We start from the raw sequence: 17,285 nt of genomic DNA on the forward strand, positions 1-17,285 counted from the left end.
GACGATGGTCGATTTTCTGGATGCGGTAGGGCTGTTCCTCGTCTTCGAGGGGCTGCTCTACGGCTGTTTTCCGTTGATTGCAAAACGCGTTGCGCGTGATGTCAGCGAACAGCCTGACGGGTTCCTGCGCATTGCCGGCGTCGCTTCGATTGCGATCGGCGTGGCGGTCGTGTGGCTGGCTCGCGGATAACGACAAAAGGACCGTCGCAATCAAACCTTTGTGTCGGCGGTCATATTTTTGTCTACTCTCGCCGTTCTGTTGTATTCTATTGTCCTGACCTTACCGATGAAGGCCTGAACGCATGTTTTTAAACACTGGTCGCCCTGTTTCACGTCCTGCTACCGCGGTGCTGGCGCTGCTTGCGATGACGGCAACAAGCATCACACCGGCTTTCGTGCCCATAGCGTCGGCACAGACGCAAGCGCCTGCAGTGCCCAACAGCATGCAGCCCAGGGCGCAGGGCCCGGCTTCCGTGGCTGATCTCGCCGACGGGCTGATCGACGCTGTCGTCAACATCTCCACGTCCCAGACCGTCAAGGGACAAGACGGGGAATCGGGCCCGGTGCCCATGCCGAAAGTTCCCGAAGGTTCACCGTTTCAGGAATTTTTCGATGAGTATTTCGGAAAGCAGGAACCGGGGAGGAACAACCCGTCACACCAGGTCCAGTCCCTTGGTTCTGGCTTCGTGGTAGATGCCGAGCAGGGTATAGTCGTCACAAATAATCACGTGATCGCCGACGCGGATGAGATCGAGGTCAATTTCAACGATGGTTCGAAATTGAAGGCGGAACTCATCGGCAAAGATACCAAAACCGATCTCGCGGTGCTCAAGGTCGATCCGAAGAAGCACAAGCTGGTCGCCGTCAAGTTTGGAGATTCGTCCAAAACCCGCATCGGTGACTGGGTCATGGCGATCGGCAATCCATTCGGACTTGGCGGCACTGTGACCGTGGGCATCGTCTCGGCGCGCAACCGGGATATCAATTCGGGTCCCTACGACAATTTCATCCAGACCGACGCTGCAATCAATCGCGGCAATTCGGGCGGACCGCTCTTCGACATGTATGGACAGGTCATTGGCATCAACACGGCCATCATCTCGCCGACGGGCGGATCGATCGGAATCGGGTTCGCCATCCCGGCGGAACTGGCCTCCGGAGTGATCGCGCAGTTGCGCCAATTTGGCGAAACACGCCGCGGCTGGCTTGGCGTGCGCATTCAGCCTGTCACGGATGACATCGCCGAAAGCCTCGGCATGACATCGAGCAGGGGGGCACTGGTTGCGGGGATAATCGACGGCGGCCCTGTCGCCAATGGCTCGATTCTTGCGGGCGACGTCATTACGCGCTTTGACGGCAAGGACGTCAACAACGTCAAGGATCTGCCACGTGTTGTCGCCGAGAGCCCGGTCGGCAAGGAAGTCGATGTCGTCGTGATTCGCAAGGGCAAGGAGCAGACCGTAAAGGTTACGCTCGGCCGGCTTGAAGATAGTGACCAGCAGGCCAAGAAGGACGATCAGACCGGGCAAGGCGAGGATGGCGCGGTCCAGGGCGTCGACGTGCTCGGGATGACGCTGGGTGCACTTGATGATGATGGCCGCAAAACCTTTGGCATCTCGAAGGAAGTTCAAGGTGTCCTGGTTACCGAGGTCCAGAAAGATTCGGTTGCAGCCAACAAACGCATCGAAGCCGGCGACGTGATCGTCGACATCGCGCAGGAGACCGTTTCGACGCCGGAAGATGTGGCCGCGCGGATCGAAAAATTGCGTGATGAGGGCCGCAAGAATGCCTTGCTTATGCTCGCGTCCAAAACCGGCGAGTTGCGGTTCGTGACACTCCAGATGGATTGATGGAGACGATAATCGTCAACGGGCGGTACCTGCAGGGTATGGCCCGTGCAATATTGATTCATGACAGGCGGGATCGCCAAACGATTTGCGCAAGAACTGTCGATTCTTGCCCCGGCCCCACCGAATCTCGCTCAAGATATGGTAGTTCTGGCTCAGTTTTTTCAACTATGGCGTGAATAACTGGTGTAGCGACGCGAAACAGAGTCAGACAACGAAATCGGTCTTCCGGTAGCCCTGAATGTAAAGGAGCGCCGTGAGGTCGCCGTGATCGATCCGCATCCTGGCTTGTGCTGCAACTGAAGGTTTTGCATGCAGTGCCACGCCGGCACCGGCCAGTTGCAACATGCCAAGGTCGTTTGCTCCATCGCCGACGGCAATTGCTTCTTGGGGAGAGAGGTTGAAGCGGTCGCAGATCGAGCGCAGCGCCGCGACCTTGGCCTCGCGGCCAAGTATGGGCTCCTTGACCAGACCGGTCAGGGTTTCTCCATTATCTATCAACGTGTTAGCGCTATTCTCGTGAAAGCCGATCATGTCGGCGATGCGCTGCGTGAAAGCTGTGAACCCACCAGAAACGAGCGCGGTATATGCTCCATGTTTCTTCATCGTGCGCACCAGTTCCGGTCCGCCGGGCATCAATGTGATACGGCTGGCAATGACCTTGTCGATGACCGCGAAGGGAAGGCCCTTCAGAAGCGCCACGCGTTCGCGCAGCGCGGGTTCAAAGGCGACTTCGCCATTCATCGCTCGCGCCGTGATCGCCGCGACCTTGTCTCGAAAACCAGCTTCGTCAGCCAGTTCATCAATGCATTCCTGCTGGATCATGGTCGAATCCATATCCGCGATCAGGATTTTTTTACGTCTACTATCTTGATTTTGCACAATAATATCAATGGGTGCGCCATCGAGTGCGTCCGCCAGTTCAGCATGGACGCGGGCAGCATCCGTGCCATCCTTGAGGGCAATGTCGCAGGCAATTCCATCCGCCAGCCAATAAAGACCTGTTGCATTGATGGCCGCCGAGGCTTTAATCCCAAGCGAAGGTGTCAGGCTTGATGTGACGGGATTGGCGATGAGCGTGGCCATCAAGGGCATTGGATAATTTCCGATTGGATGGTTGATGTGACAACAAGACAGACAATCCTGATAGCCGGACCGACGGCCAGCGGCAAGTCGGCACTTGCGCTTCGTCTGTCCGGTGAAACCGGTGGTGTGATTATCAACACCGATTCCATGCAGGTCTACGATGTGTTGAGCCTCTTGACAGCGCGCCCAGGACCCGACGATCTGAACGCGGCACCGCACTATCTTTACGGCCACGTGGCACCTTCGGTTGCCTATTCGACGGGCAGGTGGTTCGCCGATGTCGAGAGTGTGCTCGGCATGCCAGAACTATCTGATAGGCCAGTAATTTTTGTCGGCGGAACAGGTTTGTATTTTCGGGCGCTGCTCGGCGGACTATCAGTAATGCCTGATATTCCGGCCGATATCCGCGTGCACTGGCGCCAGCAGGAGGCGGTTCATGGCGCCGAGAAACTGCACGCTATCCTCACCGAAAAAGACCCTGTTGCTGCCTCGACCCTGCGACCGACTGACAGCCAAAGGGTCGTTCGGGCACTCGAAGTGTTCGACGCGTCGGGCCGTTCAATCATCGAATGGCAAAAGGAGAGCGGCAGGCCGCTGATCGACGGTGAAGCAGCGCGGAAGGTTGTCATCGAACCTGATCGGAAATGGCTCGGTGAGCGTATCGCACGGCGGTTCAAAATGATGATGGGGGCCGGTGCAATCGAGGAAGTCAAGACCTTGTTATCATTAGGTCTTCCCAATGCACTTCCTGCCATGCGAGCGATCGGCGTAAGCGAGATAGCGGAGATGCTGGCGGGACGATTGAGCGTGGAAGAAGCAGCTGAGCTAGCAACAATTGCCACGCGACAATACGCAAAGCGGCAGATGACGTGGTTTCGCAACCAGCTTACCGGCGACTGGGAGAGATTGTCTTATCCCTGAGACATTAACTCTTGTCGCTGCGAAAGCTACGAATGAGATCGCTGGCGCGGAATCGGTCGGTGCTCTCCTGTTGCGGCTTCGGCACTTCTTCTTCCTTTCGAGTTCCGGTATCGAAATTACGCCAATGCGACCTTGCCGGCTCTTGAGACGGGAGGGCAGATGTCCGCTGGCTCGCTACCGGTGTGCTGACGATGTTTTCGAAACTATCGATAATATCGTCATTGTTGGTACTCTCCGCAGCATTGAGTTGGCGCATCCGCATTAATATTGTGTCGAGAGATATATGGGTATCGCCAAGACGAACCGATTCCTGCGTCTTCGTTATGTGCGCTGCAGGAAGCTGTTCGGGAGCGATCGTCTCGAACATCATTCGCATAGGTGTTGGGACCGCTTCACCAAAGGCGATGGCTTCGCGGTTGGCTATCGAGGACAGAAAGCCGATTGTGCTTTGCGATGCGCCGGTAATCGCGCCGCGAATGATCTCTTGGTCCCGCTCATTGCCAAGTCGCATGGCAAAAACCGTGCTGCATTGGGAGAGAATCGTTGGGTCGAGTTCGCCGGGACGCTGCGTAATAACCGCGAGATAGACACCGTATTTCCGGCCCTCCTTGGCGATACGCGCGATAGCTTGGCGTGTTGGCCAGAAGCCGGCGGTGGCGTCGGCAGGAATGTAGCGATGAGCTTCCTCACAAACAACGAGCGTCTGCACGCGCCCATCGCTTGATACGGCAAGATCGAAAGCCATACGGCAAAGCACGGAGGCAACCGAATTCACCACCTCCGAGGGTAGTCCCGCCAATTGGAAGACACAAATGGGGCGATCATTCTTCGGAACGCGAAAGATATGACCGATGGTCTGGCGCATCGTGTCGAGTGTCGTCGGTGCTGAAAACATAAAGCGATAACGCGGATCAGCAACCAGCGCTTGCAATCGCTGCTTGAGAGCCTTCATGGTCGGGCGGTCCGGTTTGCCATCCAATTGGCCAATGCGCTCTTCAATCAACTTGATCAGATCGGCAATTCGGTAGGGCGCCGGCGTATCAGCGGTCATCGACGAGTAGTCACGGTCTTTTTTCAGAAGTGATGAGGTCGCCGCTGCTTCGGCACTTGCAAAACGTTCTTTGGCGATCGGAATCATGTCACGCAGGGCATCGACTTCCGCGGGTACTGTTGGCCTTCCACGAAAAACCGCCTCGGCAAATTCATCCAATCTGAACAACCAGTAGGGCAGATCGAACGTCGTGTAGTCGATTGAAATTGAATGTTCGGGAAAGGCGCTGGCAAATTCATTGTGCGGGTCGAGGATCAGCACCCGCAAATCCGGGCGCTGTCTGATAATCTTGCGCAAGAGCAAGGATACGGCGCTGGATTTGCCGACACCTGTGCTGCCCAGGACTGCAAAGTGCCGAGAAATAAGACTGTCGATTGAAATAAGAGCAGGGATATCGGCATTCTGTGACAGATGGCCAACCGAGACGGTGTTCTTGAGCGTCGTCGTGTAGATCGCCGCCAGGTCCGCTGCGCGGATGCGGTGAGCAATCGCGCCCATATGCGGGTAAGTCGCGATACCCGACGAAAATCGCAACGTGCCGTCGGTTTGCGTGTCAACCTGGCCGACAAGCTCAACATGGATATGAATGCTTTGATCGATACCCTGTTCCCATTGCGCACCCGGAAGATCAACTTTGTAAACGAGGCCAACGACGCGACTTTCGGCGACTTGAATGGAGATGAGCTGGCCGACTGCCCAATAATCTTCCGACGCAGACACCGATGGCCCGGTTTTCGCATGGATGATGGCCTTTTCGCCATTGCACTCGATGACATGCCCATCAGTCCGATTGCGGACGAAGGGTCTGGCTTGTCCAGCAGGCAATGCTTCAGTGTTCATGTTGGCGACTGTTCTCGAACCAGTATTGCACGTTGAGGCATCCTAAGGTTGAGGCGTTGAGATTATCTTAGCAACGCAGCGGTAATTGTCTTTATCGTTCTGGCGAACAAAGCTTTTGAATTGATCGCATTTAGCCGTTGACGGATAGAATTTGCTAAATTATCGTCCGCGACCATGAAAACAGTTCTTATCGTCGTGGGATCGCGCATGGGCAGGGTGTTGTAAGCACCCGGCGAAAGCTCCCATGCGCGAAACACAGGCTCCTTCGGGGGCCTTTTTTATTTCCAACATCTCAGCTAAACGAAAACACCCTCTGAAGGGCCGAGTGCCGCAGAATTTACGGGAAGAGATCAATGACCGCAGAAAAACAGGATAGTGACAGCCATACATCGCAACGCCGCGAGATGACCGGTGCCGAAATGGTCGTGCAGGCCCTCATTGATCAGGGCGTAACGGATATTTTCGGTTACCCGGGCGGTGCTGTCCTTCCGATTTATGATGAACTGTTCCAGCAGGACAAGATCAATCACATTCTGGTTCGCCACGAACAGGGCGCTGGTCATGCCGCCGAAGGTTATGCCCGTTCCACAGGCAAAGTTGGCGTTATGCTGGTTACGTCGGGGCCCGGTGCCACCAATGCGGTGACGCCGCTTCAGGATGCGTTGATGGATTCCATCCCGCTGGTTTGCATCAGTGGTCAGGTTCCGACCAGCCTGATTGGCTCGGATGCTTTCCAGGAATGCGATACCGTCGGCATCACCCGCCCTTGCACCAAGCACAATTGGCTGGTTAAGGACGTCAATGATTTGGCGCGTGTTCTGCACGAGGCTTTCCATGTTGCGAAGACCGGACGCCCGGGTCCGGTTCTGGTTGATGTTCCGAAAGATGTTCAGTTTGCAACTGGCATGTACACGCCGCCAGAAACCGCACCGCGTACGAGCTACAATCCCAAAATCCAGGGCGACATCGAAGCAATCAAGCAAGCTGTTGCGCTGCTCGTATCGGCAAAACGTCCCGTTATCTATTCCGGTGGCGGTGTCATCAATTCCGGCAATGAAGCCAGCAAGCTTTTGCGGGAACTGGTTGAACTCACAAATTTCCCAATCACTTCGACATTGATGGGGCTGGGTGCTTACCCGGCGTCGGGCAAGAACTGGCTCGGCATGCTTGGCATGCACGGGACCTATGAGGCCAATATGACAATGCATGACTGCGATGTCATGCTGAACATCGGCGCTCGCTTTGATGACCGCATCACTGGCCGCATCAGCGGTTTTTCTCCGAATTCGAAGAAAATTCATGTCGATATCGATCCTTCCTCTATAAATAAGGCGGTGCGGGTCGACGTTCCGGTCATTGGCGATGTTGCGAATGTACTTGAAGACATGGTGCGGCTGCTGCGCGCGTCGTCTATGCAACCCGACAAAAAAGCGCTCGGCGAATGGTGGTCGCAGATTGACCTGTGGCGGTCGCGCAAGTCCCTGTCCTATACGCGCAACAAGGACGTGATCATGCCGCAATATGCGCTGGAACGTCTCTATGCGCTGACCAAGGATCGCGATACCTACATCACGACCGAAGTCGGTCAGCATCAGATGTGGGCGGCCCAGTTCTACGGTTTTGAAAAACCCAACCGCTGGATGACATCAGGTGGTCTCGGCACCATGGGTTACGGACTGCCTGCGGCGTTGGGCGTGCAGATTGCCCATCCGAATTCGCTCGTCATCGACATTGCCGGCGATGCGTCAGTTCAGATGACGATGCAGGAGATGAGCGCTGCGGTCCAATATGAGGCTCCGATCAAGATTTTCATCCTGAACAACCAGTATATGGGCATGGTTCGTCAATGGCAGCAATTGCTGCACGGCAACCGTCTGTCGCATTCCTATACGGAAGCCTTGCCGGACTTCGTCAAGCTGGCCGAAGCCTATGGTGGGCATGGTATTCGCTGCGAGAAGCCCGGCGATCTCGATGATGCCATTCAGGAAATGATCGATGTCAAGAAGCCGGTCCTGTTCGATTGCCGTGTGGCCAATTTGGCAAACTGCTTCCCGATGATCCCTTCCGGCAAGGCACACAATGAAATGCTTTTGCCCGATGAGGCGACCGATGAGGCAGTAGCCAATGCCATCGACGCCAAGGGCAGGCAGCTCGTTTAAGTAACCGGAGAGGACGAACAACATGAACGCTCAAAACCTGGCCTCCGGCTCGGCATATTTTATCGCAAAGGAAACGGAGCTACCGGTCACCACGGTTCTTTCGGTCCTTGTCGACAACGAACCGGGCGTACTGGCCCGGGTCATCGGCCTGTTTTCCGGGCGAGGCTACAACATTGAAAGCCTTACTGTTTCTGAAACCGAACATGAACAACATCTGTCACGCATCACCATAGTAACGCGTGGCACGCCGCATGTCCTCGATCAGATCCGCCATCAGCTGGAGCGCATTGTGCCCGTTCACCGGGTGGTCGATCTCTCCGTTCGGGCAGATGAACTGGGCCATGAAAAACCGATCCAGCGCGAACTTGCCTTGGTGAAGGTGGCGGGTCTTGGCGAGCACCGCAACGAGGCTCTGCGCCTTGCCGATGCCTTTCATGCCAAGGTGACAGACGCAACGACGGAGCATTTCATCTTTGAGATTACCGGCAAGGGATCGAAGATTGATCAGTTCATCGCCATCATGAAGCCACTCGGTCTTGTCGAGATCTGCCGGACGGGCGTTGCTGCGATGAATCGTGGCCCGCTCGGCATGTAGTCGAGCCTTCAACTGAAGCTTGTCAGGGATCCGATTGTATCCCTGACAAGATTGTCATTGAGCCAAATCGCGTTCGATTCTAGCTTCCACCCGCTTCATAGGATTGGATTTAAAGGATGACGCTTGAGATTTTTTTGACGCTGCTCGTTTTCGCCTTTGTAACCTCCATCACCCCGGGACCGAACAATTTCATGCTCTTGGCATCGGGTGTCAATTTCGGTTTCAAACGCACTATCCCCCATATGTTCGGGATTGGCAGTGGCTTCTTCACATTGCTACTCGGCGTCGGTCTGGGGCTGGGCGCATTGATCGAAACGTTTCCGCTCGTCTATACCATCCTCAAGTTTGCGGGCGGCGCGTACCTCATTTACCTCGCCTACCAGATTGCCATGTCCCGTTCGCTCAATGCCGTTGATGGCAAGGCACGGCCCATGACGTTTATCGAAGCCGCAGCATTCCAATGGATCAACCCGAAAGCCTGGGTCATGGCCATTACTGCGATGGCCACTTACACGTCGCCCGAAGCCTATCTTGCCACTGTTTTGATCGTCGGTGTTGCCTTTGCCCTCGTCAACATACCGTCTGTGTCAAGCTGGGCCGCCTTTGGTCAAATGATGCGTGGCTGGCTCGCTGATCCGGTTCGCCTCAAATGGTTCAACATCGCCATGGCGATCCTGCTTGTCGTCAGCTTATGGCCAATGCTGAAGTAAGCTTGCACCAGCGATAAGAGGCGAATAAGATTTTCCCATGCCAAACGATCACGATCATCATCACGACAATGAACTCGATCCTATGGCCGCGCGAGTGCGGGCGCTGGAGACCATTCTAACTGAAAAGGGTCTTATCGATCCATTGGCCATCGATGCCATCGTTGAAACCTATGAAACGAAGGTAGGGCCACGAAATGGAGCCAGGGTCGTGGCAAAAGCCTGGTCTGATCCCGAATATGCTGATTGGTTACAACGCGATGCAACGGCCGCTATCGCTTCGCTGAGCATCACCGGGCGGCAGGGTGAGCACATGCAGGCAGTGTTTAACACAGCCGACACGCACAATCTTGTCGTTTGCACACTCTGCTCCTGTTATCCGTGGTCGGTGCTCGGCCTGCCTCCTGTCTGGTATAAATCACCGCCATACCGGTCAAGAGCCGTCATTGATCCGCGGGGAGTGCTGGCTGAGTTCGGCGTTGTCCTTCCGGAAACGACCAAAATTCGTGTGTGGGATTCGACCGCTGAGTTGCGCTATCTTGTGATACCACTCCGGCCGGAAGGTACGGACGGTTTGGATGAAGCACAGCTTGCGGAATTCGTGACGCGCGACTCGATGATTGGCACCGGACTGGCCAGCGCACCGGAGGCCGCATGAACGGCCCGCAGGATCTTGGCGGGCAGATGGGCTTCGGCCCCATTGTGCCGGAATTGGACGAGCCGCTGTTCCATGCGAACTGGGAAAAACGCGCACTTGGGCTGACAATTGCTGCCGGTGCCATGGGGCACTGGAATATTGATGAGAGCCGCCACGCGCGCGAATGTCTTCATCCGGCGGATTATTACTCCTCCACCTACTACGAAATCTGGATCAAGGCGCTGGAGGTGCTGCTCAAGCGGCACGGATTTGTCTCGCCGCAAGAGCTGGCGACAGGTCAGTCCCTGGGCAAAGGTACAGAGCCCAAGCGCATTCTGAAAGCTGACAACGTGGCCGCAGCACTCGCAAAAGGTGGTCCCTGTGATCGACCTGTTGCACAAGAGCCCCGCTTCGAGGCAGGGGATCGCGTGCGGACGCATAATTTCAACCCGGAGACGCACACGCGATTGCCGCGTTATGCGCGTGGCAAGTTCGGGCGGATTGACGCTGTCCGCGATGGGTTTGTTTTCCCCGATAGCAATGCCCATGGCAAAGGCGAAAACCCGCAATATGTCTATACGGTTGTCTTTACCGGGCCTGAGATATGGGGTGATGCAGCAGATCCTACTTTGACGATTAGCATCGATGCCTGGGAGAGCTACCTTGAGCCTGCGTGAGCTGATTACGCATTCGCGGGGAATAAAGGCAAACGGCGACACACCCGTGTTTGCCGAACCTTGGCAAGCGGAAGCCTTCGCGATGGTAATCGCGCTGCATCAAAAGGGGTTGTTCACTTGGAACGAATGGGCGAACGCCCTCTCGGGACAGTTGAAGCGTCCCGGTGCACTGGATGATGCCAGCGACTACTATCAATGCTGGCTGCTGGCGTTGGAGTCTCTCATTACGTTGAAGAATATCGCGGGCAAAGAGGATATTGACCAACTGACTGCCGCCTGGCAGCGCGCCGCCCATGCGACACCGCACGGGCAACCCATCAAACTCGAAAATGATCCGGACCGGCATTAAGATGCAAATATCGTCGAGAATTCGCCGGATGGCGTTGTGCGTCGTGATTTTCTGGCCGGCGCTCGTTGCGAGCCATGCCATAGCACAAGATACTTCCTGGCCGGCAACGACGGAAGAGGATCTGCGCAAGGTCATTACCGGGGCCACGCTCACGGGAGAGGTTAAAGCTGAACCGCCGTTCAATTTCACCGAATTCCTCGGCCCTGACGGAAAGTCTCGGGGTAAGATGATCGAATGTTGCAAGCTGGATCAAGTCCTGACGAATGGGATGTCTTACTCGGGCGACTGGACGCTGGAGAAGGACAGTCTTTGCCTGACCTATGAGGGCGAAGAGCAGAAGATTTGCTGGAGGCTGCAGGTCAAGGGTGATCGTTTTCGTATGGTTGACCACCAATTCGGCCGAGTAGGCGAGGGCCAGATACGTCCCGGTAACCCGGATAACTTATAGTATTAGAACCGGCACGCCCATTTTCCTTGCCCTTTGACAGCGAATCCTGTCACTCAGGACCATGCAATTATCACCGCAACAGGATGAAGCGCTTCGAGCCGTTTCAAAATGGCTGAAAGACGGACGCAGTCCGATCTTCCGGCTTTTTGGTTATGCCGGTACAGGCAAGACGACACTTGCCCGCTATTTCGCCGAGCATATCGAGGGAGATGTCCAGTTCGCGGCCTTCACTGGCAAGGCCGCCCAAGTGCTTCGGTCCAAGGGCGCCGTGAATGCTCGTACACTGCACTCTCTCATCTACCGGCCGCGCGGTGAAGAGGCTGTCGAGAATGAAACCACGGGCAAGACCAGCATAGCCCCGACATTTTCTCTGAACCGCCAAAGCCCGGTGTCCAAAGCCAAGCTCATCGTCGTTGATGAATGCTCCATGGTGGACGAGCAACTGGGGCGCGACCTCATGAGTTTCGGTACGCCCATACTCGTATTGGGTGACCCTGGTCAGTTGCCGCCAATTTCGGGCGGCGGCTTCTTTACGGAGCATGACCCTGATTTCCTCTTGAGCGAAATTCATCGGCAGGCGCGCGACAACCCCATTATCCGCCTCGCGCTCGACGTCCGGGAGGGACGCGAATTCAATTACGGCGATTTCGGTGCGGCAAAAGTGATCGCCAAAACTGACGTGACACAGGATCTTGTGCTCGGCGCCGACCAGGTGCTGGTCGGCACCAACCGGACACGCCGGCGCTACAATCAGCGTCTGCGTGAACTGAAAGGTTATTCGGCGTCATTTCCTCAGGCTGGTGACAAACTGGTCTGCTTGCGCAACGACCCGGCCAAGGGCTTGCTCAACGGTTCATTGTGGAAAGTCATGACCTCGTCACGGGAAACGGTAAAACCCGGTATTAACCTTCTGGTCGCTCCAGAGGATGAAGAGCCAGGCAGAGGCGTTGCCAAGATCAAGCTCCTGAAGGCGCAGTTCGATGATCCCGACGCGGAAATTCCGTGGCAAACCAAGAAGCGCTTCGACGATTTCGATTATGGCTATGCACTGACAACGCATAAGGCGCAGGGTTCGCAATGGGATGAGGTCGTGCTCTTCGACGAAAGCTATGCATTCCGCGATACGCGCGAACGGTGGCTCTATACGGCCATAACACGGGCCGCGGAACGTTTGACGGTTGTGCGTTAAGCTGGCTTTCAAGAAAATTTAACGTTCCGTCAAAAGTCTTTGCTCGTGTCAGCTCGCCTTATGGGTTTCAATCGGTAAGCCGAGGAGTGACGCTTTGAGATGATTGGCAACGCGAACAAGATTGTCTGGGACCTGCCCCATGTATTCCGTTTCAGGGGCCAATCCGTTCGCTTCGGGACGTTTGGTAGCGGCCAGGCGCTGGTGTTTGTGCATGGAACACCATTCTCGTCTGCTGTGTGGCGTAAGATCGCTCCGCACTTTGCCTCGAACCGCAGCGTTTATCTCTTTGACCTGCTCGGTTACGGCCAGTCCGAGATGCGAGATGGACAAGACGTCTCGCTTGGCGTCCAGAATGATCTGTTCGCTGCGCTGCTCATGCATCGGCAAATCGAAGCCCCGGACGTGGTTGCCCATGATATTGGCGGTGCGACCGCTCTTCGTACCCATCTTCTCAACGGAGCGGATTTCACTTCGCTGACACTGATTGATCCGGTCGCGATTGCGCCTTGGGGTTCTCCCTTCGTCCAGCATGTGCGCAGGTTTGAAGAAGCCTTTGGCAGCCTTCCTGCATACATTCATGAAGCCATTCTTGCTGCTTATATCGGCGGTGCCGCCTTTCAACCATTGTCACGGGAAAGCCTTGAGCTTTATTGTGCCCCTTGGCAAAACGAAATAGGGAAAGCTGCGTTCTATCGGCAAATTGCACAGATGGATCAACGCTTTACCGACGAAATTGCAGACAGGATCCCAGCCATTCGTTGCCCAGTCTCGCTTCTCTGGGGGCAGGAGGATCAATGGATACCGATCGAGCGCGGACGTAAGCTTGCGTCACTGGTTCCCCATGCAAGGTTTCACACGGTTCCAAGAGCGGGCCACCTTGTTCAAGATGATGCCCCCGAGGCGATCGTTGCAGAGCTGAAGAATTTTTTGAGCTGAATGCCTGGACTGTTCGCTGGTTCACAAAATGATGGTTCAGGACCGGTTTCTTGGGCGTATGGATATTTGGATTTGGCGAAATAACGATGTTTAATGTCGCACATCTCCTGTAAAAGACTGGGCAGTAATCCCCCTGCCGGACATTAATCATGACAGCCACACTCTCCGTTAATCTTAATGCAGTTGCGATGCTGCGAAATCGGCGCGATCTGCCCTGGCCGAATGTTATTAGCCTCGGACGCGTCGCTCTGGCGGCGGGAGCGTCCGGACTGACCGTCCATCCGCGTCCGGATGAGAGGCATATCCGGTTTTCAGATTTGCCCGCGATCCGCGCTTTGATCGATGATGAGTTTCCCCAAGCTGAGTTCAATATCGAAGGCTATCCAACAGCGCAATTCCTCGACCTCATTGCAGGGAATGAACCAGAGCAGGTGACGTTGGTTCCCGATGACCCAGCACAGTCCACATCGGATCATGGCTGGAACATGAGGCAGGACGGTGAATTTTTGCAGCCTATCATTGCGGACCTGAAACATCGGGGCATTAGGGTTTCATTGTTCGTTGATCCGGATCCGGAGGCTCCGGCGGTGGCCAAGGCGCTGGGCGCTGATCGTGTCGAGCTTTATACCGGGCCCTATGGCGGTGCTTACGACGATCCGCGTCGCGAAACCGAGGAACTGGCAAAGCTTGGCGCTACTGGTGTCGCGGCGGCCGAAGCTGGGATTGCGGTTAATGCCGGGCACGATCTGACTGTCGCCAATCTTCCGGCACTGGTCAAAAGAGTGCCAAATCTTGTCGAAGTTTCGATTGGTCATGGCCTCACGGCGGAGGCTTTGATGCACGGAATGTCTGGGGCTGTAGAAAGATTTCTCAATGCGCTCAAGGCCTAGCCCCTTGATTTGGGCGCAGGATTTGATTTGTCATGCGTTTTTGCATACCGTGAGCAAAGAGCTATGAGAAAATGGCGATTGATATTGCGTTGCAACACGACTAACTCGTCCGCCCACGCTGTCAGAGCGAGGAAAAATCTATATGAGTGACGAGCAATTGGCTGACGAGGGCTATTATAAAGATCCCGTCGCCCATGAACCGGAAATGCATCATAAAGAAGCCTTTCCGGTGCTTGTGCTAGGTGCACTTGGCGTCGTCTATGGCGATATTGGCACGAGTCCGATTTATGCTTTCCGCGAAGCCCTTCACGCTGCGTCGCTCGACGGCTCGTTGAGCCGCACCGACGTGCTTGGCGTCGTTTCGATGATCTTCTGGGCACTGACAGTCATCGTGACAATCAAATACGTTCTATTTGTTCTGCGTGCCGACAATGACGGCGAAGGTGGGATTCTTTCGCTGATGGCGTTGGCACGCGCGAGTTTCAAGACTCGCCCGCAACTTATTCTGGCTCTGGGGATTGTCGGTGCATCGCTATTCTACGGTGATGCGGTAATTACTCCCGCGATCTCAGTGCTTTCGGCTGTCGAGGGCCTGGAAATAGTGACTCCAGCCCTTGAACCATTCATCGTTCCGATTACCTTGGTCATTCTACTGACTTTGTTCTCGGTGCAGCGGTTTGGTACAGCCCGAGTTGCAACGATCTTCGGGCCGATTACCTTGCTTTGGTTTCTGGCCATCGGTTTCTTTGGTCTCTGGCATCTCGCGGATGATCTCAGCGTTTTTGCAGCGGTCAACCCGGTGTATGCATTCGAGTATATCATCGACAATCCCGCCACTGCTTTCCCTACGATCGGGACGGTGTTTCTGGCTGTCACGGGGGCAGAGGCGCTCTATGCCGATTTAGGCCATTTCGGGCGCAAACCCATCGCTACCGCATGGATGTGGATCGTTTTTCCTTGCCTCTTGCTCAATTATTTCGGGCAGGGCGCATTCATTCTGGCCCATGGCGAAGCCGCCAAGAATCCATTTTTTGAAATGTTTCCGCACTGGGCGCTTTTGCCAATGGTCTTGCTTGCCACCATGGCGACGGTTATTGCCAGCCAGGCTGTCATCTCTGGTGCCTATTCGCTATCGCGACAAGCGGTCCAGCTCAATCTTCTGCCTCGCCTTAACATTGAACATACATCGGAAAAGCAGTCGGGACAGGTCTATCTGCCCCGGGTGAACGTGCTTCTCGGTCTTGTCGTCATACTGCTGGTGCTGGGCTTCGAACGCTCATCCAACCTTGCGTCGGCTTATGGTATTGCTGTTACCGGCAACATGCTTGTCACCACGACGCTACTTTTCATCGTCATGAGCCGGATCTGGAAGTGGCGCCTGTGGGTTGCGGTATCGTTGACGCTTTGCTTCCTGATCATAGATTTGACGTTCGTTTCCGCAAATCTGATCAAGGTAGTCGACGGTGGCTGGGCATCCCTGGTGGTTGCATTCCTGATCGTCCTGGTAATGGCTACCTGGGTTCGTGGTAGCCGTCAGCTCTTCGAGAAAACACGCAAGGGCGAAGTCCCGCTTGATTTGATCTCCAAGAAAATGGCTGAAAATCCGCCGACTCTTGTGCCCGGCACTGCCGTGTTCCTGACTGGCGATCCCAAAAGCACACCAACCGCGCTCATGCACAGTCTCAAGCATTACAAGGTCTTGCATCAGAGCAATGTGATATTGACCGTGGTTACCGCTCCAACGCCGCTAGTGAAAAAGAGCGACCGTGTGCGGATCGAGCCAATCAACGACCTGTTTATGCGGGTCACGCTAACGTTCGGCTATATGGAGCGTCCCAACATCCCCCGGACATTGGCAATTTGCCGCAAGCAAGGCTGGAAGTTCGACATCATGACGACTTCCTTCTTCCTGTCGCGCCGGTCGTTGAAGGCATCTGCGCGGTCCGAAATGCCTCGCTGGCAGGACCGCCTGTTCATTGCCCTGGCACGGACAGCGAGTGATGCCACGGAATATTTCCAGATACCCACAGGCCGTGTGGTCGAGATCGGGACGCAGGTCAACATCTAGGCAAGCGGGAACGCAACTCAACACATCAAATATTTAACTCGCGGTTGAGAATCTTGAGCCAGAATCGGACTTTCCTGGTCCATATTCGGGTAAAGACGGGCGGATTTGCCACGAGACGCGTATAAGAATTGGCGGACGCCTCAAAAGTTTTTCATTGCGCTTGTCAAAACACCTCCAGCATACTAAAACGCTGCCGTAACGTACGGTACGGTACGCAAGGAGATGAGGCGTGCAGTCAACAGTGGAAGTCAGCGAGACCGCATTGACGGAACGTCAGAAAGACGTTCTCGATGCAGCGCTGACTCTGCTGGTCGAGGCGGGGGATACGCTGACCATGACGAGCGTCGCGCGCCGCGCGAGCTGCTCCAAGGAAAGCCTGTACAAGTGGTTCGGCGATCGCGACGGGCTGCTGACGGCGACCGTACAGTGGCAGGCCTCAAAGGTGAGGGGCGTGCCAGTTGATCCCGAGGCGTTCGGCTTGACTTCCCTGACCACAGGTCTCGAGCGCTTTGCGTCTGACTGGCTGCGCGTCCTGTCCGGTACGATATCAGTTGCGCTCAACCGGGTTGCCGTTGGCCATGCCGGCAGCGACAAGCACGATCTCGGGGCCATTGTTCTCGAGAATGGGCCATTCGCCATGGCACGCCGCCTGAAGCCGCTGCTTCGGCTTGGGCGTGACACGGGCCTGCTGCATTTTCAGGATACGGATGAAGCATTCCGCACCTTCTTCGGACTGGTCGTCCGCGACGTACAAATCCGGTTGCTTCTCGGCGACCGGTTCGAATTGACTGAGGCGGCGATCGACCGGGATGCCCGGCGGGCGACACAACAGTTTCTGGCTCTTTACGGGGCTGACACGAAAGCGGCCGGGGACGGCCACTAAAT

Annotated in this window: 17 protein-coding genes; 15 read left to right on the forward strand and 2 right to left on the reverse strand. The window is 55.6% G+C overall.

The features are described 5' to 3' along the window. Positions 1–4 precede the first annotated feature (4 nt). Positions 5–190 carry a DUF2065 domain-containing protein gene (locus tag CU103_RS04650; protein ID WP_106662776.1) on the forward strand — a complete coding sequence of 62 codons (186 nt, stop codon included), beginning with the start codon at positions 5–7 and terminating at the stop codon, positions 188–190. A 253-nt stretch (positions 191–443) separates the two neighbouring features. After that, a complete protein-coding gene (locus tag CU103_RS04655; RefSeq protein ID WP_245448647.1) occupies positions 444–1,850 on the forward strand; it encodes a DegQ family serine endoprotease in 1,407 nt (468 codons plus the stop codon). A gap of 204 nt (positions 1,851–2,054) precedes the next feature. Here CU103_RS04655 and serB read toward each other — a convergent pair whose 3' ends face one another. Beyond that, positions 2,055–2,942 carry a phosphoserine phosphatase SerB gene (serB, locus tag CU103_RS04660; protein ID WP_106662778.1) on the reverse strand — a complete coding sequence of 296 codons (888 nt, stop codon included), beginning with the start codon at positions 2,940–2,942 and terminating at the stop codon, positions 2,055–2,057. Positions 2,943–2,960: 18 nt separating this feature from the next. On the opposite strand from serB, the gene miaA reads away from it, so the two are divergent. After that, the gene (gene miaA / locus CU103_RS04665) at positions 2,961–3,854 is read left to right on the forward strand and encodes a tRNA (adenosine(37)-N6)-dimethylallyltransferase MiaA (protein ID WP_106662779.1); all 894 of its coding nucleotides are present in this window, start codon (positions 2,961–2,963) and stop codon (positions 3,852–3,854) included. A gap of 4 nt (positions 3,855–3,858) precedes the next feature. Here miaA and CU103_RS04670 read toward each other — a convergent pair whose 3' ends face one another. Further along, positions 3,859–5,745 carry an ATP-binding protein gene (locus tag CU103_RS04670; protein ID WP_106662780.1) on the reverse strand — a complete coding sequence of 629 codons (1,887 nt, stop codon included), beginning with the start codon at positions 5,743–5,745 and terminating at the stop codon, positions 3,859–3,861. Positions 5,746–6,098: 353 nt separating this feature from the next. Here CU103_RS04670 and CU103_RS04675 point away from each other — a divergent pair, with 353 nt between their 5' ends. The 12 genes from CU103_RS04675 to CU103_RS04730 all read left to right on the forward strand — a co-directional run bounded on the left by CU103_RS04675 (position 6,099) and on the right by CU103_RS04730 (position 17,283). Then, positions 6,099–7,904 (forward strand): acetolactate synthase 3 large subunit, encoded by a 1,806-nt coding sequence (locus tag CU103_RS04675; RefSeq protein WP_106662781.1) that lies wholly within the window; start codon positions 6,099–6,101, stop codon positions 7,902–7,904. Positions 7,905–7,926: 22 nt separating this feature from the next. Beyond that, positions 7,927–8,499, forward strand: a complete 573-nt coding sequence (gene ilvN, locus CU103_RS04680) for an acetolactate synthase small subunit (protein WP_106662782.1) — start codon at positions 7,927–7,929, stop codon at positions 8,497–8,499. A 116-nt stretch (positions 8,500–8,615) separates the two neighbouring features. Then, on the forward strand, positions 8,616–9,209 hold the full coding sequence (locus tag CU103_RS04685; protein ID WP_106662783.1) for a LysE family translocator: 594 nt from the start codon (positions 8,616–8,618) through the stop codon (positions 9,207–9,209). Positions 9,210–9,246: 37 nt separating this feature from the next. Continuing rightward, positions 9,247–9,864 carry a nitrile hydratase subunit alpha gene (gene nthA / locus CU103_RS04690; RefSeq protein ID WP_106662784.1) on the forward strand — a complete coding sequence of 206 codons (618 nt, stop codon included), beginning with the start codon at positions 9,247–9,249 and terminating at the stop codon, positions 9,862–9,864. Beyond that, positions 9,861–10,520: a nitrile hydratase subunit beta gene (gene nthB / locus CU103_RS04695; RefSeq protein WP_106662785.1), complete on the forward strand. Its 660-nt coding sequence runs from the start codon at positions 9,861–9,863 to the stop codon at positions 10,518–10,520. The genes nthA and nthB overlap by 4 nt, the downstream gene beginning before the upstream one ends. Further along, positions 10,507–10,869, forward strand: a complete 363-nt coding sequence (locus CU103_RS04700) for a nitrile hydratase accessory protein (protein ID WP_280954579.1) — start codon at positions 10,507–10,509, stop codon at positions 10,867–10,869. Before nthB ends, CU103_RS04700 begins: the two co-directional genes overlap by 14 nt. Positions 10,870–10,897: 28 nt before the next feature. Further along, entirely contained in the window at positions 10,898–11,317 is a 420-nt protein-coding gene (locus tag CU103_RS04705; RefSeq protein WP_113172060.1) for a hypothetical protein, read from the forward strand. A gap of 61 nt (positions 11,318–11,378) precedes the next feature. Beyond that, positions 11,379–12,506: an ATP-dependent DNA helicase gene (locus tag CU103_RS04710; RefSeq protein WP_106662788.1), complete on the forward strand. Its 1,128-nt coding sequence runs from the start codon at positions 11,379–11,381 to the stop codon at positions 12,504–12,506. 99 nt (positions 12,507–12,605) lie between these two features. Then, the gene (locus CU103_RS04715) at positions 12,606–13,442 is read left to right on the forward strand and encodes an alpha/beta fold hydrolase (RefSeq protein ID WP_106662789.1); all 837 of its coding nucleotides are present in this window, start codon (positions 12,606–12,608) and stop codon (positions 13,440–13,442) included. Positions 13,443–13,591: 149 nt separating this feature from the next. Continuing rightward, a complete protein-coding gene (locus tag CU103_RS04720; protein ID WP_106662790.1) occupies positions 13,592–14,332 on the forward strand; it encodes a pyridoxine 5'-phosphate synthase in 741 nt (246 codons plus the stop codon). Positions 14,333–14,537: 205 nt separating this feature from the next. Next, entirely contained in the window at positions 14,538–16,400 is a 1,863-nt protein-coding gene (locus tag CU103_RS04725) for a potassium transporter Kup (RefSeq protein WP_245448649.1), read from the forward strand. A 229-nt stretch (positions 16,401–16,629) separates the two neighbouring features. Beyond that, the gene (locus CU103_RS04730; RefSeq protein ID WP_106662792.1) at positions 16,630–17,283 is read left to right on the forward strand and encodes a TetR/AcrR family transcriptional regulator C-terminal domain-containing protein; all 654 of its coding nucleotides are present in this window, start codon (positions 16,630–16,632) and stop codon (positions 17,281–17,283) included. Positions 17,284–17,285: the final 2 nt, after the last annotated feature.

It is taken from the genome of Phyllobacterium sophorae (assembly GCF_003010965.1).
Taxonomy (GTDB): Bacteria; Pseudomonadota; Alphaproteobacteria; order Rhizobiales; family Rhizobiaceae; genus Phyllobacterium; species Phyllobacterium sophorae.